The 25,223-nt window shown below is 45.3% G+C and carries 27 protein-coding genes; 20 read left to right on the forward strand and 7 right to left on the reverse strand.

Annotated features, from left to right (window positions below; translation table 11 throughout):
• Positions 1–60 precede the first annotated feature (60 nt).
• The 7 genes from FD04_RS11455 (at position 61) to rplQ (ending at position 3,491) form a co-directional block, all read left to right on the forward strand.
• Entirely contained in the window at positions 61–720 is a 660-nt protein-coding gene (locus FD04_RS11455) for an adenylate kinase (RefSeq protein WP_056948930.1), read from the forward strand.
• A 135-nt stretch (positions 721–855) separates the two neighbouring features.
• Positions 856–1,071, forward strand: a complete 216-nt coding sequence (gene infA / locus FD04_RS11460) for a translation initiation factor IF-1 (protein WP_010619611.1) — start codon at positions 856–858, stop codon at positions 1,069–1,071.
• A gap of 45 nt (positions 1,072–1,116) precedes the next feature.
• Entirely contained in the window at positions 1,117–1,236 is a 120-nt protein-coding gene (gene rpmJ, locus FD04_RS12380; RefSeq protein ID WP_054709090.1) for a 50S ribosomal protein L36, read from the forward strand.
• Positions 1,237–1,264: 28 nt separating this feature from the next.
• Complete coding sequence (gene rpsM / locus FD04_RS11465; RefSeq protein WP_054700931.1) at positions 1,265–1,630, forward strand: 30S ribosomal protein S13; 366 nt, start codon at positions 1,265–1,267, stop codon at positions 1,628–1,630.
• Between the two features lie 27 nt (positions 1,631–1,657).
• The gene (gene rpsK, locus FD04_RS11470) at positions 1,658–2,047 is read left to right on the forward strand and encodes a 30S ribosomal protein S11 (protein WP_054700933.1); all 390 of its coding nucleotides are present in this window, start codon (positions 1,658–1,660) and stop codon (positions 2,045–2,047) included.
• Between the two features lie 88 nt (positions 2,048–2,135).
• Positions 2,136–3,083 carry a DNA-directed RNA polymerase subunit alpha gene (locus FD04_RS11475; protein ID WP_054700936.1) on the forward strand — a complete coding sequence of 316 codons (948 nt, stop codon included), beginning with the start codon at positions 2,136–2,138 and terminating at the stop codon, positions 3,081–3,083.
• Positions 3,084–3,107: 24 nt separating this feature from the next.
• Positions 3,108–3,491 (forward strand): 50S ribosomal protein L17, encoded by a 384-nt coding sequence (gene rplQ / locus FD04_RS11480; protein ID WP_054700939.1) that lies wholly within the window; start codon positions 3,108–3,110, stop codon positions 3,489–3,491.
• Positions 3,492–3,756: 265 nt separating this feature from the next.
• On the opposite strand, the gene FD04_RS11485 is transcribed toward rplQ, so the two are convergent.
• Positions 3,757–5,400: an NAD(P)/FAD-dependent oxidoreductase gene (locus FD04_RS11485; protein ID WP_056948931.1), complete on the reverse strand. Its 1,644-nt coding sequence runs from the start codon at positions 5,398–5,400 to the stop codon at positions 3,757–3,759.
• A gap of 184 nt (positions 5,401–5,584) precedes the next feature.
• On the opposite strand from FD04_RS11485, the gene FD04_RS11490 reads away from it, so the two are divergent.
• The 9 genes from FD04_RS11490 (at position 5,585) to FD04_RS11530 (ending at position 13,152) form a co-directional block, all read left to right on the forward strand.
• Complete coding sequence (locus tag FD04_RS11490; protein WP_054700942.1) at positions 5,585–6,418, forward strand: energy-coupling factor ABC transporter ATP-binding protein; 834 nt, start codon at positions 5,585–5,587, stop codon at positions 6,416–6,418.
• On the forward strand, positions 6,388–7,266 hold the full coding sequence (locus FD04_RS11495; RefSeq protein ID WP_056948932.1) for an energy-coupling factor ABC transporter ATP-binding protein: 879 nt from the start codon (positions 6,388–6,390) through the stop codon (positions 7,264–7,266). Before FD04_RS11490 ends, FD04_RS11495 begins: the two co-directional genes overlap by 31 nt.
• On the forward strand, positions 7,259–8,059 hold the full coding sequence (locus tag FD04_RS11500; protein ID WP_056948933.1) for an energy-coupling factor transporter transmembrane component T family protein: 801 nt from the start codon (positions 7,259–7,261) through the stop codon (positions 8,057–8,059). Before FD04_RS11495 ends, FD04_RS11500 begins: the two co-directional genes overlap by 8 nt.
• A gap of 13 nt (positions 8,060–8,072) precedes the next feature.
• Entirely contained in the window at positions 8,073–8,867 is a 795-nt protein-coding gene (gene truA, locus FD04_RS11505; protein WP_056948934.1) for a tRNA pseudouridine(38-40) synthase TruA, read from the forward strand.
• 139 nt (positions 8,868–9,006) lie between these two features.
• The gene (gene rplM, locus FD04_RS11510; protein WP_054700946.1) at positions 9,007–9,450 is read left to right on the forward strand and encodes a 50S ribosomal protein L13; all 444 of its coding nucleotides are present in this window, start codon (positions 9,007–9,009) and stop codon (positions 9,448–9,450) included.
• Positions 9,451–9,463: 13 nt separating this feature from the next.
• Positions 9,464–9,856 carry a 30S ribosomal protein S9 gene (gene rpsI, locus FD04_RS11515; RefSeq protein ID WP_054700949.1) on the forward strand — a complete coding sequence of 131 codons (393 nt, stop codon included), beginning with the start codon at positions 9,464–9,466 and terminating at the stop codon, positions 9,854–9,856.
• Between the two features lie 374 nt (positions 9,857–10,230).
• On the forward strand, positions 10,231–11,412 hold the full coding sequence (locus tag FD04_RS11520; protein ID WP_054700976.1) for an NAD(P) transhydrogenase subunit alpha: 1,182 nt from the start codon (positions 10,231–10,233) through the stop codon (positions 11,410–11,412).
• A 1-nt stretch (position 11,413) separates the two neighbouring features.
• Positions 11,414–11,737 carry an NAD(P) transhydrogenase subunit alpha part 2 gene (locus tag FD04_RS11525; RefSeq protein ID WP_054700953.1) on the forward strand — a complete coding sequence of 108 codons (324 nt, stop codon included), beginning with the start codon at positions 11,414–11,416 and terminating at the stop codon, positions 11,735–11,737.
• Entirely contained in the window at positions 11,737–13,152 is a 1,416-nt protein-coding gene (locus FD04_RS11530) for an NAD(P)(+) transhydrogenase (Re/Si-specific) subunit beta (RefSeq protein WP_056949085.1), read from the forward strand. The genes FD04_RS11525 and FD04_RS11530 overlap by 1 nt, the downstream gene beginning before the upstream one ends.
• Before the next feature lie 377 nt (positions 13,153–13,529).
• On the opposite strand, the gene FD04_RS11535 is transcribed toward FD04_RS11530, so the two are convergent.
• The gene (locus FD04_RS11535) at positions 13,530–14,714 is read right to left on the reverse strand and encodes an MFS transporter (RefSeq protein WP_056948935.1); all 1,185 of its coding nucleotides are present in this window, start codon (positions 14,712–14,714) and stop codon (positions 13,530–13,532) included.
• Positions 14,715–14,855: 141 nt separating this feature from the next.
• On the reverse strand, positions 14,856–15,026 hold the full coding sequence (locus FD04_RS12520; protein WP_156660466.1) for a hypothetical protein: 171 nt from the start codon (positions 15,024–15,026) through the stop codon (positions 14,856–14,858).
• A gap of 437 nt (positions 15,027–15,463) precedes the next feature.
• On the opposite strand from FD04_RS12520, the gene FD04_RS11540 reads away from it, so the two are divergent.
• The 4 genes from FD04_RS11540 to FD04_RS11555 all read left to right on the forward strand — a co-directional run bounded on the left by FD04_RS11540 (position 15,464) and on the right by FD04_RS11555 (position 19,332).
• Complete coding sequence (locus FD04_RS11540) at positions 15,464–15,979, forward strand: hypothetical protein (RefSeq protein WP_056948936.1); 516 nt, start codon at positions 15,464–15,466, stop codon at positions 15,977–15,979.
• A gap of 283 nt (positions 15,980–16,262) precedes the next feature.
• Positions 16,263–17,072 (forward strand): CAP domain-containing protein, encoded by an 810-nt coding sequence (locus FD04_RS11545; RefSeq protein ID WP_054700959.1) that lies wholly within the window; start codon positions 16,263–16,265, stop codon positions 17,070–17,072.
• Positions 17,073–17,373: 301 nt separating this feature from the next.
• On the forward strand, positions 17,374–18,525 hold the full coding sequence (locus FD04_RS11550; protein ID WP_056948937.1) for a carboxypeptidase-like regulatory domain-containing protein: 1,152 nt from the start codon (positions 17,374–17,376) through the stop codon (positions 18,523–18,525).
• A gap of 363 nt (positions 18,526–18,888) precedes the next feature.
• The gene (locus FD04_RS11555) at positions 18,889–19,332 is read left to right on the forward strand and encodes a MarR family winged helix-turn-helix transcriptional regulator (RefSeq protein WP_156660467.1); all 444 of its coding nucleotides are present in this window, start codon (positions 18,889–18,891) and stop codon (positions 19,330–19,332) included.
• A 215-nt stretch (positions 19,333–19,547) separates the two neighbouring features.
• Here the strand turns inward: FD04_RS11555 and FD04_RS11560 are convergent, their stop codons facing one another.
• The 4 genes from FD04_RS11560 to gap form a co-directional block, all read right to left on the reverse strand.
• Positions 19,548–19,913 carry a hypothetical protein gene (locus FD04_RS11560; RefSeq protein WP_235805698.1) on the reverse strand — a complete coding sequence of 122 codons (366 nt, stop codon included), beginning with the start codon at positions 19,911–19,913 and terminating at the stop codon, positions 19,548–19,550.
• A gap of 224 nt (positions 19,914–20,137) precedes the next feature.
• On the reverse strand, positions 20,138–21,634 hold the full coding sequence (locus FD04_RS11565) for an MFS transporter (RefSeq protein ID WP_191981762.1): 1,497 nt from the start codon (positions 21,632–21,634) through the stop codon (positions 20,138–20,140).
• Positions 21,635–22,074: 440 nt separating this feature from the next.
• The gene (locus tag FD04_RS11570) at positions 22,075–23,610 is read right to left on the reverse strand and encodes an AMP-binding protein (protein ID WP_056948939.1); all 1,536 of its coding nucleotides are present in this window, start codon (positions 23,608–23,610) and stop codon (positions 22,075–22,077) included.
• Between the two features lie 311 nt (positions 23,611–23,921).
• On the reverse strand, positions 23,922–24,938 hold the full coding sequence (gene gap, locus FD04_RS11575; RefSeq protein WP_054701481.1) for a type I glyceraldehyde-3-phosphate dehydrogenase: 1,017 nt from the start codon (positions 24,936–24,938) through the stop codon (positions 23,922–23,924).
• Between the last annotated feature and the right edge of the window lie 285 nt (positions 24,939–25,223).

A 25,223-nucleotide genomic window follows, 5' to 3' on the forward strand; every position in this document is an offset into this window, starting at 1 on the left:
TGTGGTGACCTGGTTCAGCACACCTTCTTGTCATTTACAAGACTGCTAGGAGGTAACGAAATGTCAATGAATTTAATTTTAATGGGCTTACCTGGTGCAGGTAAGGGAACCCAAGCACAAAAAATCGTTGAAGACTTTGATATCCAACATATCTCAACTGGTGACATTTTCCGTGAAGCCATGAAGAATGAAACCAAGATGGGATTGGAAGCAAAGAAGTTCATCGATAAAGGTGAGTTAGTTCCTGATGAAGTCACAAACGGGATCGTCAAAGAGCGTTTGGCTCAAGACGATGTTGCGAAGGGCTACATGCTAGACGGTTATCCAAGAACCATTGATCAGGCTGAAGCGCTCGATCAATTTGGTGCCGAACTGGATCGTAATGTGGATGCTGTGATCAACATCCACGTTGAACCTGAAGTATTGATTGAACGGCTATCTGGCCGATATATTTGTCGGACATGCGGTGCGACCTATCACAAGGTTTATAACCCAACGAAGGTTCCAGGCACTTGTGATGTTTGCGGCGGTCATGATTTTTACCAGCGTGAAGATGACAAACCGGAAACGGTTAAGAATCGTTTAGATGTTAACTTGAAGATGAATACACCACTCGTTGATTTTTACCAACAAAAGGGTGTTCTTCATACGGTTGACGGCGATCGTGATATCAACGATGTTTACGATGATATCAAAGCTATTCTTAGTCAACTTGCCTAAATGTCCTCTAGCGTATGGAAGTCCTTGCTTCACAGGTTATGGTGTGGTAAACTAACTCAGGTTAGCCTCAATTACAATTGGGGCAGTCCGGGCAATAATTAATCATAGTCAATAATCACTCAAGGGGGTACATTCGTGGCAAAAGATGTCATCGAAGTTGAAGGTAAAGTCACTGAAACACTGCCCAACGCAATGTTTCGGGTCGAACTAGAAAACGGTCATGAGATTTTGGCACACGTTTCTGGTAAGATTCGGATGCACTACATTCGAATTTTACCTGGAGACCGTGTCACTGTTGAGATGTCGCCGTATGATTTAACCAAGGGCCGAATCACTTATCGGTTTAAGTAAACGGCTTTTTGGTTTGCATTAAGACAATAGGAGGTTTAGATTCCCATGAAAGTAAGACCATCTGTTAAAAAAATGTGCGATCACTGTAAAGTAATCAAGCGTAAGGGTCGAGTAATGGTAATTTGCTCAGCTAACCCTAAGCACAAACAACGTCAAGGTAAATAATTCATAATAATATTGGAGGTGCAACTTAATGGCTCGTATTGCTGGAGTTGACTTGCCACGTGACAAGCGTATTGTCATTGGCTTAACTTACATTTTCGGAATTGGTAACACAACCGCACAAAAGATCATCGAAGAAACAGGCGTATCACCAGACGTTCGCGTTCGTGATTTAACCCCTGATGACGAAGATAAGATCCGTGCAGCCGTTGACAACTATCAAGTCGAAGGTGACTTACGTCGTGAAGTAAGCTTGAACATCAAGCGTCTTCAAGAAATCGGTTCATACCGTGGTATGCGTCACCGTCGTGGTTTGCCTGTTCGCGGTCAACACACGAAGAACAACGCCCGCACTCGTAAAGGTAAAGCTACTGCGATTGCTGGTAAGAAGAAATAATCATTTAAAAGGAGGTTATGACGTTTTATGGCAACTAGAAAAACTTCGCGCAAACGCCGCGTAAAGAAGAATATCGAGTCTGGTGTTGCTCATATTCACTCAACATTTAACAACACTCTGGTCATGATTACTGACATGCAAGGTAACGCTATTGCTTGGTCATCAGCTGGTTCATTAGGTTTTAAGGGTAGTCGTAAGTCAACACCATTTGCCGCACAAATGGCTGCTGAAGCTGCTGCTAAAGGCTCAATGGAACATGGCATGAAGACTGTTGAAGTTGCTGTTAAGGGCCCAGGTTCTGGCCGTGAAGCCGCAATCCGTGCTTTACAAGCAACTGGTCTTGAAGTAACTGCCATTCGGGACGTAACTCCAGTTCCTCATAATGGTTCTCGTCCTCCGAAGCGCCGTCGAGTATAGTGTATCCCGTTTTAGTGGACATGCGAGTACTACATGATGGGACTTATTTATATGGCTCAACGCGTTTTGAAAGGGGTAAAAGATAAGAATGATCGAATTCGAAAAGCCTAACATTCACAAAATTGAAGAAAGCGACGATTATGGCAAATTTGTCGTTGAACCGCTCGAACGAGGTTATGGAACCACGTTGGGGAATTCTTTAAGACGAATTCTGCTTTCATCGTTACCTGGTGCTGCTGTCACAAGTATTCAAATTGATGGTGTTTTGCACGAGTTTTCAACTATTGAAGGCGTCGTGGAAGACGTCACTCAAATCATCTTGAATACCAAGAAGATTTCGTTAAAACTTGAAGGACCCGACGATGAGATCGAATCAATGGAGATCGATGTTAAGGGACCTGCTCAAGTGACGGCTGGTGACATTACCGCGGACAGCGATGTTACCATCCTCAATCCTGATCTTTATATTGCGACTGTCGCTGAAGGTGCAACCTTCCATATGCGAATGACTGCAAATAAGGGTCGCGGCTACGTTTCCGCTGACCGGAACAAGGCTAAGGAAGATATGCCAATTGGCGTTTTGCCTATTGACTCTATTTATACCCCAATCGAACGTGTTAACTATCAGGTGGAAAACACGCGAGTTGGTCAAAGAGATGACTATGATAAACTAACTTTGGATGTTTGGACTGATAGTTCGATTACGCCAAGTGAGTCAATCAGTCTCGCTGCCAAGATTTTAACGGAACACTTAGCAATGTTCGTTGATTTAACTGACGAAGCTAAGAACGCTGAAATCATGGTTGAAAAAGAAGAAACCCATAAGGAAAAGATGCTTGAAATGACCATCGAAGAACTTGATTTATCAGTTCGGTCATACAACTGTCTTAAGCGTGCCGGGATCAACACTGTTCAAGAGTTGACCAACAAGACGGAAGCCGACATGATGAAGGTTCGTAACTTGGGCCGTAAGTCATTGGAAGAAGTTAAGGCTAAGCTTAACGATCTTGGGTTATCACTTCGTAAAGAAGATTAATTAAACAAAGGAGGGTATCTACTAATGAGTTACCGTAAATTGCAACGAACAAGTTCACAACGTCGGGCCTTACTTCGGGATTTAACCACTGAATTATTGATTCATGGCCAAATCAAGACCACTGAAGCCCGTGCTAAAGAAGTACGTTCTACTACTGACAAAATGATCAGCTTAGGTAAGCGTGGTGACTTGCACGCCCGTCGTCAAGCCGCTGCATTCCTTCGTGACGTAGTTGCTGATGTTAAGGAAGATGGCGACACTGTCCAAATCTCAACTGCATTACAAAAGTTATTCAGTGAAGTTGCTCCTAAGTACGCTGACCGTAACGGTGGTTACACACGTATCTTAAAGACCATGCCTCGTCGTGGCGATGGCGCACAAATGGTTATTTTACAACTTGTTGATTAATTTCAATCAGTAATCGTGATCAGCTCTATTGCTGATCGCAATAGAATCACACCAAGTTTATAGTATAAAGCGTTATGATGATGAAGGTTTTCAAGTCTAGCTTGAATGCGGCGCGAGTCGTGCACTATTTACTTGGTAGTGATTTTTTTGTGTCTTAAATTCGAGTTGATGCTTTTGCTGATGCCATCAGAGTTAATAAAACAGCACTTCGACGTCCAATATGGCATCGAAGTGCTGTTTTTAGGTTTATTGAATGTGAGTTTGATTATTTCTGACGATAAATCGAACGTGGCGTACCATAACGTGATTTGCTCCAAGTTCGTTGTAACCACGGCACGAACCAAACGTCTAAGCCAAATGTTCGACCAGAGCCGTTGAGTAAGGCGAAAGCGACGAATAGTATCCAACTAGCCGGCCAAGTGTGGACCAGGAATAAGAAGCCCAAGATGACTAAGAAGTTGGCACACCAAGTTGCCAAGCCAAAGAAAATTAAGGCGCCAAGAATCACTTCAACCGTCCCCATGGCAGGTGACAAGGTTGTCATGAAACCAGCAGTACCACCCATGTTACTCATCCCATCGATGAATAGTGCAAGGCCGAAGAATAAACGGAGTGGTAAGGTCCACAGTACGTTGGTGTTAGTAGCGGTGTTGCTACCAAGCACCGTTCGCTTATTAGCAGTCTTGAAAATTTCATCGCGGAGGTATTTTTGAATGGCATACCCAGAACGAATTCGGGTGAAGTAAAGCAGGTTACCACCATGCTTCATGGCAGTGGCGAACCAGCCACGCACGCGTTTGCCACCGAAGACTTGGGCAATCCCATAACGGTAACCAAATGAAACCATGAAGCCCATATTCTTGTCCGTGAAGGCTTGGTAGTTACTTGTGCCATTAATGTCTTCAGCCATGTTGTTAGCAACGACGTAGGCCTCAAATTCAGCTTCTTGCGCCGTTTGAGGAACGGCACGTTCAGCACCTTCTTCAGTTGCGTTGGCGTCGTCACCGGCAACGTAGATACTTTGATCTTCAAAGCCTTGCGCTTGCAAGTACTTGTTGGTGATCAATCGGCCACCACGACCAGCTTCGATACCAAATTCATCGGCGGTATGGTTGGTCTTAACACCAGCGGTCCAAACCAAGGTGTTGGTCTTGATTGGATCTTGTTCCTTGATTTCAACTGAATCAGGGTTAACGGATGTGATCATTGAAGAAGTGCGAATCTCGATGCCATTATCCTTGATGTACTTTTCTGCGTGAGCAGCGTTCGTCCGATCAAGCATGTTAATAATGGTTGGTGCGGCTTCCACTAAGATCACTTTGATTTCGTCTGGGTCGATGCGGTTTTCCTTTGCTAATACCTGACGGAAATCAATTAATTCACCAATGGTTTCGGCACCGGTAAAACCGGAGCCACAGACAACTAAGGTTAAGAGCGCAGCCCGCTTTTCTGGATCGGTCTCAACGGCACCACGGCGGATGACGTCTTTAATGTGATCACGAAGGCGAATGGCGTCTTCCATTGACCAAAGCGTAAAGCCGTTTTCCTTAACACCCGGTGTGCCGAAGTCGTTTGGTTCCCCACCCATACTGATCAGTAAGCTATCATAAGGATAGCTACCGTTTTCGCCGACCACCGTCTTATTGTCTTTATCAACTTGGGTCACCGTGTCAGTTACCAACTTAACGTTAGACGCATGATTGAATAAGTGCTGTAAATCATATTGAACTGCGTCTGGTTGAACACGCTCAGTAGCAACTTCGTGAAGTTGGGTCAAGTATGTGAAATACGAGTGACGATCAACTAAAGTAATCGTAACATCAGAATTAGATTTGAATCGTTTGGCGAGTTTCTTCGTAGCTAGCACCCCTGCGAATCCCGCACCAACGACAACGATATTTTTTGCCATTGATAGGCCTCCTAAAAATAAAATATTGTAAACGTTCTCCCACTAACATAATTATAGGCTAGATGACTGAGCAAAGTCTAATAAATAACCGTGATATTGCAAAAAATATTTGTGAAATTGTCATTCTAAGGGCTAGATTTGTTATAATGACGTGTGAATTTATTTTAATTGGAGAATTACGCGAATGGCCATTATTCAAGTTAAAAATTTATCTTATAAATACCATAATAGCGACACCTTGGCCGTTGACGATGTGAGCTTCGACATTCAGGCCGGCGACTGGGTCGCAATCGTTGGACATAACGGTTCTGGTAAGAGTACGTTAGCCAAGCTGCTTATTGGCTTGATGCCGGCGCAAGAAGGGGTTATCACCATTGACGGCCAGGAGCTCAGTGAACAGACCGTTTGGCAAATTAGGGAAAAGGTGGGCATGGTCTTCCAAAATCCTGATAACCAGTTTGTCGGTGCAACTGTGGCGGACGACGTGGCCTTTGGCATGGAGAACCGTCAAGTGGATCGTGAAACGATGCAAGAACGGGTAACCTATGCCTTAAAACAGGTCGATATGCTAGATTATCAGCAGCGTGAGCCGGCTAATTTGTCCGGTGGTCAAAAACAGCGGGTTGCGTTGGCTGGTGTGATTGCGATTGCACCTAAAATTCTCATTTTAGATGAAGCAACCAGTATGTTAGATCCCCGTGGTCGCCGCGAAATTTTGCAGACCATTAAGCGTCTAAAGGACGAACTGAATCTCACGGTACTGTCGATCACCCACGATATTGATGAGGCCGCCAGCGCTGATCGGATTTTGGTGATCGATGATGGTCACTTCATTGAAGAAGATGACCCAAACAGTATCTTTAGTCATGGCAGTGCATTGATCGAAATGGGCTTAGACGTGCCTTTTTCGGAAAAATTAAAATTGGCACTCTCAACCCGTGGGCTGGATGTGCCCGCAACGTATCAAGATGAAGGGAGCTTAGTCGATTGGCTACGGACATTACGTTCAACGAAGTAGATTATTGGTACCAAGCAGGCTCTCCCTATGCGGTCCAAGCTTTGCGCGACATTAATTTAAACATAAAACCCGGTTCGTTTACTGCGGTGATCGGCCAAACAGGTAGCGGTAAGTCAACGCTGATCCAACACCTGAACGCGCTGCTTAAACCCAGTAGCGGTACGGTGACGATTGGTGACCGTACGATTGATGCAACCACTAAAAACAAGCATTTAAAACCGTTGCGTAAGAAAGTGGGCATTGTGTTTCAATTTCCAGAAAACCAACTTTTTGAAGAGACAGTTCTCAAAGACATTGCTTTTGGTCCTCAAAACTTCGGTGTACCAACAGATGAAGCCATGACACTGGCAAAAAAGATGGCACTGTTGGTGGGCTTAGACGAATCGTTGCTCAAGCGCTCACCGTTTGATTTATCAGGTGGCCAGATGCGCCGAGTAGCGATTGCCGGGGTGTTAGCGCTGGAACCAGAGGTGTTAGTGCTCGACGAACCAACCGCTGGCTTAGACCCCAGGGGCCGTTTGGAGATCATGCAGCTGGTGACGCAGCTGCAAAGCGAACAGGACTTAACGATTGTCCTGATCACCCACCAAATGGACGACGTCGCCAACTACGCGGACCACGTGATTGTCATGGCACATGGCGAAATGGTTAAGCAGGGGACGCCCCGGGCTATTTTTAGCGACGCTGATTGGCTGGAAAGTTATCAGTTAGGACTGCCTTCAGCCACGCGTTTTGCTAATCAATTAATAAAAGCTGGGTTCACCTTCGACCCCATGCCATTAACGGAAGACGAATTGGCTGACCAGCTATTGCCACAGCTATCAAAGGAGGGTCACGACCATGGATAAGTTTATGTTTGGCCGTTACATTCCTGGTCATTCCTGGGTCCATAAGCTGGACCCACGTGCAAAATTAGTCATGAGCTTCATGTACATTGGGGTGGTGTTTTTTGCCAATAACTTTTGGACGTACCTAGTTATGACGGCTTTGCTATTGGTCTCGGTGTTAGCAACGGCAATTCCAATTGGCGTCTTTTTGCGTGGTTTGATCCCGCTGTTTTGGTTAATGATCTTTACCGTCTTGATTCAAGTGTTCTTCGGTGCTGGCGGTCACGTTTATTGGCAGTGGGGTTGGTTGTCGGTCACGCATAACGGGCTGACAAGTGCTGGCTTAATTTTGATGCGGTTTGTTTTGATCATTTTGATATCGACAATCTTGACCTTTTCAACGCAGCCGTTGGCAATCGCAGATGGGATTGAATCATTACTGAGCCCGTTGCGGAAGCTGCACTTTCCCGTGGCAACGTTGGCACTCATGTTGTCCCTGGCACTGCGATTTGTGCCAACTTTGATGGATGAAGCTGAAAAAATCATGAATGCGCAACGCTCGCGGGGTGTTGACTTTGGCGCGGGTGGGTTACGACAGCGAATTAAGACGATCGTACCGATTTTGATTCCATTATTCGTGAACGCCTTCAACCGGGCTGTGGATATTTCAACGGCCATGGAAGCACGAGGCTATCAAGACGGTGAACAGCGGACTAAGTACCGTCAATTAAAATGGCAGCGCGCTGATACGATCAGTTTCATTGTGTTCGTGATCAGTCTGAGTGCCGTAATCGTCATTCGTTATATGAGTTGAGGAGAATTATAAGTTGAGATATAAAATTACTTTGGCCTACGATGGCACTAATTTTGCCGGGTTTCAACGACAGCCCAAGATGCGGACGGTCGAAAGTGAGCTGACCCGTGTCGTCAATAAGATGGCTAAGAATCCGACCCCTGCAATCGTGATCTATGGGTCGGGTCGGACGGATGCTGGCGTACATGCGTTAGGCCAGGTCGTTCACTTTGATATGCCGTTTAATTTGACTGAAGAGAACATGCGTAAGGGTTTAAATAGCATGTTGCCTGTCGATATGGAAGTCCTGAAGGTTAAAATTGTCAGTGACGACTTCCATGCCCGTTATGATGTGTCTGGTAAACGTTATGTGTACCGGATGGATTTGGGGGAGTTTCGCAATCCATTTAAACGCAATTACACGGGTCACTGGAAGTTTCCGGTGGACGTGGACCGAATCAATCAAGCCGCGCAAGACTTAGTGGGCGAGCATGATTTTACCAGTTTCGTGGCGTCAGGTTCGTCTGCGCGGACGAATTACCGGACGATCTATGAAGCTGGCTGTCGTTTAGATGAAGCTAATAATGAGCTCGTCTTTGAGTTTTACGGCAACGGTTTTTTGTATAACCAGGTTCGTATCATGGTCGGGGTGCTAGTTGAAATTGGTGCCGGCACACGGCCGGTAGATGACATTCAAAACCTTTACCGAATCAATGACCGTCGTGCAGCCCGTCGAACGGTACCGGCCAGTGGTCTGTACCTCAAGCACGTTTACTACGAGGGCGATGATCCTGAGCACCCAACCAAGTTACCGAAACGGCAGCGATAATTGAGATAAAAGTGGGATTACCCCTTGACTTAGGGGCCAGAAATTTGTACTATGTTAATTGGTATTGTTTGCCCCACGATAAGCCCCGGAAACTTGTTATTGGATGTCAAACAAACACTGAAATTGGAGGAAATTAATCGTGCGTACAACATATATGGCTAAACCAGGTGACGTGGATCGCAAGTGGTACGTGGTTGATGCAACTGATGTTCCTTTGGGACGTCTCTCATCAGCTGTCGCTAACATCTTACGTGGAAAGAACAAGCCAACGTTCACCCCAAATGTAGATACAGGTGATCACGTTATCGTGATCAATGCAGCTAAGGTTGCTTTAACGGGTAAGAAGGCTTCACGGAAGATCTATTACCACCATACGAACCACCCAGGCGGTTTAAAGCAACGCACTGCTGGTGATTTTCGTGCAAATGACCCAGAAAAGTTGATTGAAACTTCTGTCAAAGGTATGCTTCCTCATACTTCATTAGGTCACAAGGTCGGCTTGAAGCTTCACGTTTATGCTGGCGATCAACATGACAATGCTGCTCAAAAGCCTGAAGTTTTGGACATCACTAACCTAATTTAAGGAGGAAATTATATTGGCTCAAGTACAATATCGCGGCACAGGCCGTCGTAAAAACTCAGTTGCCCGCGTACGTTTAGTACCAGGTACTGGTAAGATCACTATGAATGACAAAGCAATTGAAGACTACATTCCATTCCCTAACTTGCGTGAAGTGGTTGTTCAACCATTCAACGTAACGGAAACGCTTGGTAACTATGATGTTATCGCCAACGTTAACGGTGGTGGTTTCTCAGGCCAATCTGGTGCAGTTCGTCACGGTATCGCCCGTGCCTTACTCGAAGTAGATCCAGATTTCCGTGGACCACTTAAGCGTGCCGGTCTTTTGACTCGTGATGCACGTATGAAAGAACGGAAGAAGCCAGGTCTTAAGAAAGCTCGTAAGGCTGGTCAATTCTCAAAGCGTTAAGATTATTGCTTATCGTTTGCAAAAACACTTGCCGTTTGGCGGGTGTTTTTTTGTGCTTAAATTTCAGCACTAGTCGTCAAACTAAATTTGAAGTATAATAATAGGTGTACATTTTATAAAATGACTTAGTGCAATTAAAAGAGGTGACCAACCGCGTCAAATCAACCATCGCCAACAAACCAAGTAACTCACATCATCAAAATTCACCCACATTCCAAACTCTGTGCAACAATTGCACATAAGCGCACCACAAAATGTGCTAAACTGGAACTGGGTTCAGAGTTACTTTAGTTTCAACAGGATGGGCGACCACAGCGTGATATCAACACGGTGTCACGTGCGTGGTTAATATTGAATTGAAGGAAGGCTATAACATGAGTGTGATTGTTGCAGTGTTAAAAGAAACGCAAGCACATGAGCAACGGGTTGCCATTGACCCAGACGTGACCAAGCGCCTGGTGAAACAGGATGTTTCTGTGTTGGTGGAAGCCGGTGCTGGTGAATCTGCGTTCTACGCGGATGACGCCTATGTGGCTGCAGGGGCCAAAATTGTTGATCGGCAGACTGCTTTAAGTCAAGCTAACTTGGTGGCAGTGGTGAACCGACCAGATGATGAAACCCTTGGGCAGTTGAAGTCGGGTCAAATTCTATTAGGATTATTAAGTGCGTTGGTTGAACCGGAGAAGATTCAGCAATTAGCACAGCAAAATGTAAGCGCTCTTTCATTTGAGCTGCTGCCACGAACGATCAGTCGGGCGCAAACGATGGATGTGCTCAGTTCTCAATCTAGTGTTGCCGGCTACAAGGCAGCACTGGTTGCCAGTGATCACTACCCAAAGTATTTCCCAATGATGATCACCGCCGCTGGGACGGTTAAGCCAGCCAAGGTGCTCGTACTTGGGACCGGGGTTGCCGGGTTGCAGGCGATTGGGACGGCTAAGCGGTTAGGTGCCGTTGTCTCTGGTTACGACGTACGGCCAGCTTCGAAGGGTGAAGTTGAATCCTTGGGGGCCACGTTCTTGACTAGTTCAGTGTCAGCTGCCGGGTCTGGTGGCTACGCGCGTTCGTTAACGGCCGAAGAACAACAGGCGCAACAAGACGAATTAGCTGGTTTCATTGCCGACAATGACATTGTGATTACAACGGCGCAAGTACCAGGCCGTAAGCCACCGCTGTTGGTCCCAGAAGCCAGCGTATCGGCTGCCAAACCAGGTGCCGTTTTCGTTGATTTAGCTGCCAGTGACCTAGGTGGTAACGTGGCCGGTAGTCAACCGTATGAGACGATCACCACACCAAATAAAGCAATGGTGATCGGGGCCAGCAACTTAGCCAGTGAATTGCCACACTCAGCGTCACAGTTGTACGCTAAAAACGTGCAGGCGGTAATTACTGCGCTGATGACTGACGATGGGTTGCAGATTGACCCAACGGATGACGTGTTTGAAGGGTTGACCGCCACTACCAACGGCGAAATCATTAACGCTCGGTTGCGGCAAGCGTTGAACTTACCGGAATTGCCGAAACCAGAAGCACCAGCACAAGGGGAGGCGGAGTAATATGAGTCAGGAATTATACACGAATTTAGCTATTTTTGTTTTAAGTTTATTAGTCGGGTTTGAAGTTATCAGTAAAATTCCATCAACTTTGCACACGCCAATGATGTCAGGCGCTAACGCCATTCACGGGGTGGTCGTTGTCGGTAGTATCCTGATTGCCCTGGAAGCCAAAGGCCCACTATTTGACGTGATTGCCTTTATCGCTGTCGTGCTTGGTGCTATTAACGTGGCTGGTGGTTACGTGGTCACTGACCGGATGCTGACCATGTTCTCGAAACCCAAGCGCGCAAACACGGATGCAGAAAAGGATGGTGATGCAAAATGATGTCGCCATTAACTACCATCGTGTCACTTTCGTACCTTGTGAGTGCGGCTTGCTACGTGATTGGCTTGCACATGATGCGGACGCCTAAAACTGCTCGGAACGGTAACCGGCTCTCGGCAGTTGGGATGCTGCTCGCCGTGATCATGACCTTCATCGTGGTCTTGGTTAAACACGAAACCTCTATGACGGGCTGGATCATTATGTTGGTTGGCTTAGTCATTGGGGTGGCCTATGGTGCTGTGAAGGCCCGGACCGTCCAAATGACTGACATGCCACAACTGGTGAGTTTGTTTAACGCCGTGGGTGGTGGCGCTGCCGCTGCCATCGGGATCTACGACTACCTTACTCAACCAACTGGCAGTCATTTGGCATTAGCCTTTTCACTGCCAGTTATCTTGGATCTGTTGATTGGTTGCGTGACCTTCTCAGGGTCGCTGATTGCCACTGGCAAACTATCCGGTAAAATCTCGGGTAAGCCAATCACGTTCCCAGGTGCCAAATTACTAAACGGCATCGTGATTATCGTGATGTTAGCCAGCATTGTCTTAACGGTTGGTTTCCCAACCGCACCTTGGATCCTCATCATGACTATCGTGGCCGGATTAGTTTTCGGTTTACTGATGGCTATGCCAATCGGTGGGGCGGATATGCCTGTTGTGGTATCGCTCTTGAACGCCTTCACTGGGTTAGCGGTTGCCATGGCTGGGTTTGTCATCGATAATCAAGTTCTCATCATCGCCGGGGCCCTCGTTGGGGCGGCCGGGACGATTTTGACACTGCAGATGGCCGCTGCCATGAACCGATCCGTAGCTAACATTTTAGCCGGTGGGTTCGGGACTGGTGACTTTGGTGCCACAGCAGCCGATGATGTGCCAGTTAACGTGAAGGAAACTACCGCCGATGATATTGGTGTGCAGTTAGCCTACGCTAAGAACGTGATGATTGTGCCAGGCTACGGGTTAGCAGCTGCGCAAGCACAACACGAAGTCGCCGAACTGGCCAAGTTGTTGACCGATAACGGTATCAACGTCAACTACGCCATTCACCCTGTGGCTGGACGGATGCCTGGTCACATGAACGTGCTGTTGGCCGAAGTCAACGTGCCGTACGATCAAATGAAGCAGTTGGAAGAAGCCAACGCCATGTTTGAAAATACCGACGTGTCACTGGTCATTGGTGCCAATGACGTCACCAACCCAGCTGCGCGGAAACCAAACACCGCGATTACTGGGATGCCGATTTTGGACGTTGATAAATCGAAGTCCATCGTAATTATCAAACGGTCGATGAGTACTGGGTACGCTGGTATTCAAAACGAGTTGTTCTCTAATGACAAGTCAGCGATGTTCTTCTCTGATGCCAAGAAGGGGTTACAAGAGATTGTGGCTGCTACCAAGGAGTATTTGGAACAGTAGTGCTTGAAATTAGGATGTTACAAAAAATGGATGACCACACTTGGTCATCCATTTTTTTGCGTATCTATTAGCGAAATGATGAGCTAGTATGCCGCCTTCGGCCGCCAGCCCTTTTTTTGGTGGGTAGCTGTGGGACCGACTTCAACCGCTTCGCGTTTTCCGTCTCGTTTCTGAGCCTCGAAAAACCCGAGTCTCAGAAACGTCCAGTACCACTAAGCGCTACGCGCAAAGTGGTACTAGTCACTGCTACCCACCAAAAAAAGGGCTTCTGGCACTACGGCTTACTTGGTGGCAATCTGTACTGAGTGCTTGTGTCCGAAAATCGATTTCAAATGTCGATTCAAATGTCTTGAGTGCCTAGAATATCTTGAATACCTTCAAAACGATTTGATATGTGGTTTCGTCAATTTCAGTGTAATCATTAAACCAACCAGTACGACCAAGTACACGATTACTGCCATTTCAAACAAGCCAGCGTACGACGTGGCTTCAATCATAGCGCCACCGACCAGGGGACCAATGGCGCGACCGGTTGATTGGGCGGCGTTTAGCAGGCCTTGAAACCGGCCCTTGGTAGCTGGTGTGCTTAGTCGGTCGATCATTGCCGGAATCGCTGGGAACGCTGTGGCTTCGCCGATGGTTAACAGGGTCATGGCGAGGACAAAGCTGATGTATTGGCGGGCGCCGATTAGGACGGCGAAGCAGGCCATTAACATGCTTAGACCGATGAATAATTGGATGCGCGGATGACTGCTTTTACCGTGGACGAGGCTCATACCAGATTGAATCAGCACGATGCCACCGGCGTTGAGCGTCCACAATAAGCTGTATTTCGTCAATGGAATACCTAACGTGGTCATATAGACGGAGACGTTGGAGGTCCACTGGTTGTACATGGACCAGATGAAAATCAGGCCGATGTAGAGCGCGTAAATCACGATTAAATTAGCAACTGGGGCGCCTTGATGGGTGCCGGTCGTGTGGTTAACTGGTTTGGCAACGCGATTGGTTTGGTGATTGACCGGTCGGAATTTCAAGAACACTAGTACGAAGAATCCCGTGAATAGTACTGCCGCAGTGATGAAGAGCCAGGTGACTCCCAGCCCGTACAAAAAGCCGACTAGCGAACTGCCAATCACGATGCCGAGGTTCTGGAACAGATAGAGGGTATTGAAGATATGGCCACTGTCGACTTTAGTCAAACTGGTGGCAATCGCATTGACCAGTGCGACGTTCCAACCACCAAACAAGCCAATGGCGGCCAGCAAAATTGGGAAGGCGGGCCAGCCATGCCAAATGGCGAGGGCAATCAACCCCAGCCAACTCAGGGCAACACCAGTCAATAGCAGGTGATAAGGATTGCCTCTGTCATACATCACACCACCGGCGTATGAACCAATGATGCCCGTGATGGAGTTGAACATTAAGACGACGCCAATCACTGTTAGCGAAACACGAAGATCATTATGTAGGTAAACGCTGGTCAGAGGCCAGATAAAACTCATCCCCAGATTGCTTAAAAAACCACCTGTGGCCAACCAACGGAGGTTTAGTTCAGACATAGGACACCACCTTAGATTAGAAAATGATTATAGGATTAGTATATCAGCTTCATTCGGTGGGGTAAATGAAAGACGCTGGCTAAGTCCGTTATGCTCGAAAAAGGGTGGTCGCGATTGTTCACGGCCACCCCGATAGCGAGATTACTTATGTTGCGTTGCTTTTAGTTCAGTCATGCGTTGGTCGCAAAGGTCACGCAGGTCTTTTAAATCTTGGTACAACTGATATTTGTCAGTGTCGGTTGTGACCTCTAATCGCGTGATTTGTTTTGCGGCTGAGATGACGTTGCGGTAATAGCGGTCTAGTGGTTCCATGGGGGACGCCTCCTTGTATAAAGTTAAAATAATCTACAAAAAACTTGGTTGCAATTGTTAAACTGGCAGTGCAAGTTGTCATCACACTTTGATGAATGAGTAATTTAAGTCGTAAAAGCAAGCTTATATCCCCAATTAACTCACTCAACAACTAATTCTAACCCGTATTATAGCCGATAAATAATGACTTTTGTATAAAAATGGACATTCTTCTAAAAAAGATATCGATGCTAAGGTTATTTAAGTCATGTTCAGTAGTGCTAAAGGGTAAAGTACATAGTTAAACTATTCAAGATTATGACAGAAAAATCAATTGTGTTTATCCAATTTTTTAATGAAAAGTTTTAACTGAACTTACAAAGGTCAATATTGACTTGGTTTATGGGACTGGTAAGGTTGAAGTGTATCGAAAATAAATCATATTGGGGTGTTTTGGAATGGATTATAAACAGGAAATCGTTGCTGCGGTGGCTGCATTTTCATTTGGAACATTGGCACTTATCGCAACTCAACCAACGGCATCTGCTTCAACTGTGTTGAGCAGTATTCCAAAGTCGCTGCGGGGTAACTGGTATTTGACTGAGTCACGCGGTTCAACGACACATATTTTATTTGGGAAGAAGACCATGAAACTACGAGATACCTTGGATGGTAAAAAGCTATCGCCTCGTACTTATAAAATCGCAAAAAAATGGTCTACCGATACTCATCACTTCGTCTTCAGTAAGAACCATCACGGCTGGTACAACTACTCACTAACCGGTGTTAATGGGATCGATGTGTTAAAACTCAAAACTGTTAAAATTAGCGGTCATACCTATCATGCACTGATCACTGAAGATATGGGCGGTAGTGGTTATACACCAAAGAAACTCAACCTAACGTTGGCCTTCAGAAATCCTACCAAGACGCCACACAAGATTAAGATTTCAACATCTGGTATGTTGAATTAAGTTAGAGCGATTGGGTTGATCATGGGGCGGTTTGTTGCATTTGATTCAAGTCATGGTCCAAGTTGTTGTGGAAATATATATAAAAGGCAAGTTATTTAATGACTTACATTTCATCTATTCTTCTGATTGTTTTGGTGGGGACGGTTTTTTCATATTTGGATAAGTTTGATATCATCAACGTATAATATTCAAATATAAATTATTTATTTATTATGATACAATAGTCTTTGTGCCATTTAGCAAAATTCTAGGTTGTCATAATATTTGTTTGGAGGAGTTTATTATGTTTAAGCGTTTGATCCTTGTTGCCATTAGTCTTAGTATTTTAGGGGTGGCTGCTATCAGTGCACAATCGAGTACTGTGATGGCTAAAACTAAGGCTGCAAAAGTTTTAAAAACTACAAATATCAAAAATGTAAAGGTACATGTCACTTCGGGCCTGTTATATACTAATAAAAAGCTCACTAAAGTTGCTTATCACGCCGGTAATTATGATAAACGGACCTTCACCCGCACCTCTCAGATTACCGTTAAGAAAGCTAATGGGAAAAAGGCAGTATATCAATACATCAAATCTGGCAAGGTTAAAGGTTGGATCTGGCGAGGCGATGTGTTGATAGGTGCATATCAAGGGCGAAAGTTGTATTGGAAGGAATCCATTTTTAAGTCAACTTTGATTTCGATTGTTAACAAAGCCCGTTCAAAGCATCATTTAAAGCCACTCACTTATTCAACCAAAATTGAAAAAATTGCCAAGTATCGAGCTGATCAGCAAGACAATCCTAATTGGGCAATCGATCACATGGATAAGAATTTAACAAAGGCTTTTAAAAAGTTAAATATGACTGATGAAAATTGGGAAAACTATAATGAGTTATATATTCAAGGGGCGGAAATTGCCAATAGTGATCAAGGTGTTAAACAAGAAGCCCAAATGTTTTATGACGATGAAAAGGATGAATTTTTAGATTCAACAATTAGCGCATGGGGAATCGGTTCTCTAGGAATTGTGAATTATCCACGAACGTCGGCTTCTGAGACTGTTGAGCTTTATTCAACTCCTAGTGCTAGAGCTGCAGCAGCTGCAGAATAATTTGAAATTTTTAATTGATTTTTATTGAACACAATCACTGCTATTTCTGTAATAGTGATTGTGTTTTTGTTTGAAGTCAGTTGAAATTGCATGTATTATTTGAATTTTTTAGTTTGGTGCTATTTAAGTTACTTTGCGCAAAAATATGAAGTGTAGGGCTTCTATCGGACAGTGGTTAATACCATAACACACTATTAATCATTGTGTAAGCTAACTAATCTTGGTATGCTTTTAAGTGGTTTTATGCATTAAGGTGCATATTGCTGAATTTAATCTATTTTTCGAGAGGGGTTCATTTTTCATGAACAATCGTTACGCTATTTTAGTCGCAACTTCCATTTTTGCGATCTCCAGTACCTCTGCACAAGTCAATGCTGCTACAAAATCAAAGCAGCAGCTTAATCTCAAGGTCGCTATGGTGCACGCGGGGGACCAGAAGTTATCTGGTACGGCAACCAAAGGGGCCAAGATTAAAGTCACACGCTATGCTAAGACGTTTGGCGCTGGCAAAGTTAACGCCAAGACGGGTAAGTTTACGTTTAAGCTGAAACAGCCGGTTAAAGCTAACTGGCATTATCGAGTGACTGTTACCAAGAAGGGGTACAAGACGAAAGTTGTACACTTTGGGGTAGCAAAAAAAGCGGGACAGTCAACAGGGCAATCGAAACACAATGCGGATATTGCTAAGTTACAGGTTCAAATTGAGGACCTAAAGGATCGGGTTAATCAAATTAGTGAGCAACAGCCACAAATATTGATTAGCTATACAAATGATGGTGAAATTACTAATTTAAAGCAACAAATTGTGGATTTAAATAATCAGATTAAAGATTTAAAAAATGAACTTAGTGATTCTGAATCTGAAAATACAGATAAAATGGGTAGTTTACGTGATCAGATAAACGAGCTTCAATCACAAATTGCTAATATTAAATTTAATTTAAACGAAAATAGTTCTTCAAGTGTTGATCCAAATAGTGATTGTGGATCAGATACTAGTACAGCAGCTCAACCAAGTATTGATCAAGATTACGAGGCAAGAAAAGCCGAAGCGGCTCGAATTGAACAGGAATTAAGCTCGCTTGATGATAAAATAGAAAAATTACAAGATGAGAAAAGCCAGAAAGATTGGGCGTTAAATCAAGTCAGCTGGCGTTCTTCTGAAACTGCTCAATCAATCTTGAATTACACAAGTAATGAACTTAACACGCTCAAGGAAAAGGTAGTTGCAGATCCACAAAATCAAAGTTTACAATTAAAAATTAAGAGGCTTCAAGAGCAAGTGGATGAGGAGACACAGGATTTAGCAAACAGTATTCGGGCAGAAAAAATCGTCAACGGTCACGAGATGGATTTTAGCAATCGAATTGATGAAATCTCAATAGAGTTAGATAAATTATATGCTCAACAGCAAGAGTTAAGAAAACAACAAGATTTGATTTGGAATTACTGATTATTTTCATTTTATGTAAGCCACCTCATTGAGGGTGGCTTTTTTCATCTTGGTAGCCTCCTAAGTTTAGTGGGGATTATCACAGAATTAGTTACTGATTTAACTTTATCAAGTAAGTAATTTTGAACACCCGTAATCTGATAATTTTCACATGTTTTGCAAGGCCTGTTTAAAGCTTCGTAGTGTAGGGTGCTCTCCAGAATGGTTTTGAGGTTGATTTAATTTTGTGGCAAGTCATGCGTCAATCAATCTTAATACTTAGGCTCAACCCTAATTTTCACCTTTTTTCACCAGTAAATCTTCGCAAGTGAGTCACTAAACGGTATAATTGGCTTATGCATGATTCAAGAGGAGGGAACTCGTTTGACCTTACACACATTCCCCGGTGACCTCGCGCAGTGCTTTTCCATCATTCACCGCGCGTTTCAACGGGATACACAACCGCTCTACAAAGCCATTGATTTAAACGTCACGAACGCTTACATATTACTGCTGCTCGACCAGCAGGGGGAGCGCAGCCAGAACGAATTGGCGCGCACTCTGGTCATCAACAAGGGCCAAATTACGCGTGAAATTAAGCGCCTGTCTGAACTCGGGTACGTGTCGCAAACGCAGTCGTTAGACAATCGGACGACTAATGTGATTCGGATCACGGATGCTGGTTTGAAAGTCGTACCTAAAATCGTCGACATTCGGAACGCTTGGTGGCAGGAACGGCTCAATCGCAACCACGTAGATGTGAACGCGCCGTTTGCCGAAACACTTGAGAAAATTATGGATGAGCTGATTGTGCGCAACAAGGCTTAGTCGAATTGAAATAGTCCCTGAAGTTAACTGATAAGTTGACTTCGGGGACTTTTTGTAATCGGTAATCACTACCTCTAGATACTGACGTGAATTTGGGAATAGATCAAGCGTGTAAGCAGCATTCTTCAAAAAGCTACCTTCGTCGTGATAACAAGTTGATTATCACGACGAAGGTAGCTTTTCAATCATAATTAGTGATGGCGTTACCCAAAAAATTAGAACCAATCGGTACCTTTGTACGTATGCAAAATTTTGAACGATTTCTTTGAAGACCAATTGACATCATATTGATAGCGATGGTCACGACTGTATTTCTCGTGAGTGCCGCCCGTCAATTGCCAATTGATACCACCAACGCCACGATACCAAGTACGGACGACGGCACCCCGTTTTAATTTAAATTTTTTAACTCGACGATCGAGGTAAGTGGATTTACCAAGCTTGATTTTGTATGCAGTCGTGGGTTTGAGAACCCGAACCTTATATTCGTGATTATATTTGAATTCCCAGGGTGTTTTAGCACTAGCTTGCGTCCCAGTTGCGACACTTCCTAAACCAATTGCCACACCAATTAGTACCATGTTCTTACAAAACTGATTCAATTTAAAATTCCCCCTACAGAATTTGATATTTGACATATCAATCATACACTTAACCGATGCTTAAACCAACCTCGAATATTCTCCTTAAATTAGCGAATTAATAGGGCGTTTTAGATTATAAAGTACGATTGCAAACATTAAAAAACTCGAGATTTCATAAAAGAATTCTCGAGGTTTTCTTCGATCTAATTTTAACTCTTTAATTATGCAACGTTCTTCTCCGCTTCAATCTTAGCAAACTTTTCCTTCTCCAATCGTTGCGCCCAGAGGTTAATCCCACCAGCAACGAGCATCAAAAGAAGTGAAACCAGCATGATGTTATGCAAGCCGTTATGCAAAATCACGCGCATTTGCGGAATCAGGTGTGCCGGTAAACTGGTAACACTCGCAGCATCTGACAACTTATTCATCATTTTCATAGTGATTTGTCCACCAGATTGGCTCACGCCTTGTCGCAGTGCGCTGTTCATGATGATCCCGAAAATCGAGGCCATGAACGTTTGGCTGAGCATCCGAATGAGAAAACTAAACGAGGTGGCGATTGGGACATCGTTCGGGTCGGCGTCCTGTTGAACCTTAACCTGTAGTTCGTTGAAGCAGGTACCGTTACCGAAGCCCTCGAAGGCCCCGGCGACCAACAATACCCAGTATGGCGTTTTGACGCCCATCACCACCATTAATAGGAAAGCAATGACCAGGGTGATGATGCCCAGCGCAATCACTTTTTGTGGTCGGAAGAAGCGTCGTAGTGGTGCCACAGAACCGGAGCCGGCAAAATCAGTGATCGAACTAGGAATCTGTGTCGCACCACCAATCAGTGCGCTGGTGCCTAACAAGCCCTGTGCCCACATGGGACTATAAATCAAAAAGCCTAAGAAAGCGGCCCAGATAATCATGAATAAGGCGAAATCAATGACCAATGAACGATTTTTAAATAGACGTCTTGGAATAATTGGATCATCAACGTGACCTTCTATGTGGATCATTGCACCGAGACAGATGGCAGCAATCAAAAGGGCGAGGCCAATCCAAAGTAGGCTAACACTACCAATCATTTCAATGCCAGCCAGCAAACTGATCAGACCAACGCTCATCAGACATGCACCGGCGTAATCGACGGGGCTTTTGACCCGCTTTTGTTGGGAAGATTTGTAATAGATTTGTACGAGAAATGCAGAAATCAGGCCAACCGGTACGTTCAAGAAGAAGACCCAGTGCCAACTGAAGGTATCGACAATGTAACCACCAACCAGTGGGCCAATAATCGTGGCCATGCTATAACTGGCCGACACGAACCCAAGCACTTGCATCCGTTTACGTGGATTCTCGTATAAGTTGGCATAAATAATGTAGGGTAACGAAACCACACCACCGTTACCGATACCAGCAATGGTTCGGAAAATAATTAAACAGACGATGTTGGGTGAGATACCCTGTAAAAATGAGCCAACAACAAAGAAGAGGGCCGCTAATTGGTAGGCTTGCTTGTTGCCGATATGTTCACCAAGCTTACTCCAAAGCGGTGTGCTGACGGCGGTGCCCAGTAGGAACACAGCGACGATCCAACCCATCAGTTCGATCCCATGAAGATCAGAAATGATGGCGGGTAGGGCGGTGTTGATAATTGTGTTGTCTAAGCCACTCATCGCGTTGGAGAGCAGCAAGGCAAAAGTGACGATGATAACGTTACGTTTGGACACGAGGGAGCCTTCTTTCAAAAATTTTTTGACACACTGGCAGACGCAATGCCTTAGGTTAAAGGTTAGTCGCGTCTGCAGAGAATAATTGCTAATCATAACAATAAGTAAATATCGGGTTTACAATAACCACCTGTTTATCATACAACGTTAGCCAAATGGATAGTAGTGTCAATCTGAATGTAACCGTTACCGATTTGTTGAATTATAAACATTGGTCCCTAAAATACTTTGTAGGAAATCATTGGGTGATCATATTTGATTATCGTGTGGGAATAAGCGTGCTCAATTTAACTTGCTAATCGGATTCAAAATCGAGACAGCACCTATTTTACAATAGGCACTGTCCCATTTTCTTAACCCCATTTACCGCAAACAAAAAAGCACCTCACCACCAAAAGACAGTGAGGCGCACATTCATTTCATATCTAAAGTAACCAGAATTACCGCTCCAAATTCCCAGCCATCATTAACTGGTCGCGCAACTGTGGCCGCAAAATCTTACCGGTAATGTTGCGTGGGAATTCTCGCAGAAATTCAACACGGGTTGGGGTTTCAAACTTGGCAAGGTGGGTCTTGCCGTAGTCGAAAATCGCCTGACGTTGGTCATCTTCATTCAGGCCAGGCGTCGTCGAAACCACCACAGCGGTGACTTCTTCACCGTACAAGTCGTCCGGCATACCAATGACAGCCAACTGTTCGATAAAGTCCAGTTCGTTCAAAGTGTTTTCAACGGCTGCTGGGGCCACTTTTTCACCACCACGGGAAATGATTTCCTTCTTGCGGCCTTTCACAAATAGGTAGTTATCTTCATCGAGGTAGCCCAGGTCACCGGTCAAGAACCAACCATCCTTGAAACTCTCAGGGTTCGGATCCATGTAGTGGGTGATGACGTGGTTACCGCGAATGGCGATTTCACCCATTACGTTTGGTTCTTGGGTCAGCTCATCGTTGTCGTCCAAAATAGCGAGTTCAGTGCCAAATGGCTTGCCGGCTGAACCAATCTTTGGGGCGTCAAATGGGTTGATGGTGCATTGACTGGACGCTTCAGTCATACCGTAACCTTCGATAATTTGAGCGCCAAAGCGGTTCTGGAAGGCCATCAAGCGGTCTTCGGGGAGCGCGAACGAGCTGGAACGGATGTAGCGCAGATGAATATCGTCTTTCAACGCATCATAAGCGGCGTTGGCTGTCTCATTTAGGAGTAGGAACGACACGATGGTTGGCACCACTGAGACCCAGGTGACGTGGTTGTCGTGGACCTGTTGCCAGAAGTGGCTGGCCGAGAATTTCTGGGTGACCAGCACTTTGCCGTCGGACACACGGGTGGACAGTGTGGTCATAACTTGTGCGTTGATGTGAAACATTGGCATGGTGACCATAGCGACATCGTTTTCGTCCATGTGGTTGGAGATAGCATCGTTTTGGGCGGCGTTCAACAGCATTTCGTGGGTCAAGCCAACGCGCTTGGGCTCGCCGGTAGTCCCAGAAGTGTTCATGATGAGGCCTAAATCGGTTTCGGCTACCGGCGTTTGGTCGACGGGGTGGTTCGTCAGCGCATTGTTGACGAGAAAATGCAGTTGCGGTGATGTCAACAAGTCAAGTTGACTGGTAGTCCAGTCGGCATCAGACCAACCATCTAGTAAGCTGTCAGCTAATAACATGGCTTGATAGCGGTGCTCATCCCAGTCGGTGTGGAGTTTAGCAATTGGGGTTGATGGTGAGATGGGGTGGACGATGATGCCAAGCTGCCAAGCGGCTTGGTTGATGACCGGGAAGACGGCCGAGTTAGCGAGGCAGACGAGTATCTGATCGCCATGACCAAGGTTAGCGGCCTTGAAGGCATGTTTGAAGGTGTCGATGTCTTGTTGGAGATCGGCGCCGTTGAACCACTTACCCATGGCCTCATCCTTGATGATTGGGTCGGCAGGGTGTTTGTCTAATTGTTGCTGTAAAATCTGGTTAAGTTTAGTCGTCATATTCAGGATCTCCCTTATTGATAAGTCAGTCAGCAATTATTATTCGGATTTAGTGACACTTTGCTGATTCGATAGGACTAATCTTAGGGTGAATAACTTAAAACAGACTTAAATGGCGAAAATATATCTTTATTTCTCCAATTGACATTCGGGCGTGTTCTGTTGAATCCTGAATTTGGCTCTAGTTGAATACACAGCCTAAACCTGCGATAAAATGCAAAACCCAGAAGCTAAGCAAAAATAACCAGATTTCCGGGTTCAGGAAATCCGGTTATCTCTGCTTAGCTTCTGGGTTCTAAACGCATTTTATCTCACTCTGCATCTGCAAACTTCTTCGCCGTCCGCACCATATTCGATACGAACCCATACTCATTATCAAACCAAGTCGCGGTTTTAACCACCTGAAACTTGCCATTGGTAGTCACTTCGGTTAGCGTTGGGTCAAACACACCGCCGTGGGTGTCGCCGATGATGTCTGAAGAAACGATGCTGTCGTCGTTCCAGCCAAATGATGGGTTGTCGTCAGTGTATGGTTTGATAGCATCGTTCACATCGTCTGCCGTGACACCTTCCGTACCCAGCACTGAGACTAATTCGCACACGGAACCATCGATGACCGCCACCCGTTGCGCGTGGCCTTGCAGGTGTCCGTCAAGGTCTGGAATCACCAAGCCGATTGCCTTCGCAGCGCCAGTTGAGTGCGGAATCGTGTTGGCGGATGCGGTCCGGTTCGGCCGTAATTTGCTACCCTTTGGGCCATCCAGAATCATCTGGGAGGCGGTGAAGGCGTGGATTACGGTCATAGTGCCGACCTCCAGGCCAAATTCCTTGTTGAGTGCTGCTGCCATTGGGGCCAGCGCGTTGGTGGTGCAAGAACCAGCCGAAATAATCGTGTCGTCAGGTGTAATGGTGTCGTCGTTGACGTTGTACACAATCGTCTTGATTGGGCCAGCGGGCGCTGAAATCAGGACCTTCTTCACACCGGCGGCCAAATGAGCTTGGGACTTTTCCTTGGAAGTATAGAAACCAGTGCATTCCAGCACCAGTTCTACGCCGTCGTTGGCAACCCAGGGAATGTCCTTGGCGTCACGCTCGGCGTAGACCTTGTACGCGTGCCCGTCGATGACCAGTGAATCATCGGTGGCCGAAACGTCATAAGGCACGGTGCCGTGAGTCGTATCGTATTTGAATAAGTAAGCTAACATTGAGGGAGTGGTCAAATCGTTAATGGCGGTGACTTCAATCTCCGGGTCCTGAAGTTCGAGGATCCGACGTAAAACTAAGCGGCCAATGCGGCCAAAACCGTTAATTCCTACTTTTACCATAATATCTCCTCCTTGTGCAGCTACCTGATGGTAACTTTCAAAGCTATTATACGGGGAGAGGGAGTGAATCCAAATTGATGTGACTTCAGGTCTGGACCAGATGTGACGGTATGGAAATAGTGTTGGAATAATTAAATAGAGAATGATGTCAATATTCCCAATTAAGTTGGAAATCATTTACCACATTCCGTTGTATACTAGATAAAATAAAGTCTGTTGCTTGCATACGCAGGCAAAACGATGCTACAATACTGCTAGTGAATTTACAACTGTAAACGGAGGAACGCC

This window comes from Secundilactobacillus odoratitofui DSM 19909 = JCM 15043 (genome assembly GCF_001434895.1).
Taxonomy (GTDB): domain Bacteria; phylum Bacillota; class Bacilli; order Lactobacillales; family Lactobacillaceae; genus Secundilactobacillus; species Secundilactobacillus odoratitofui.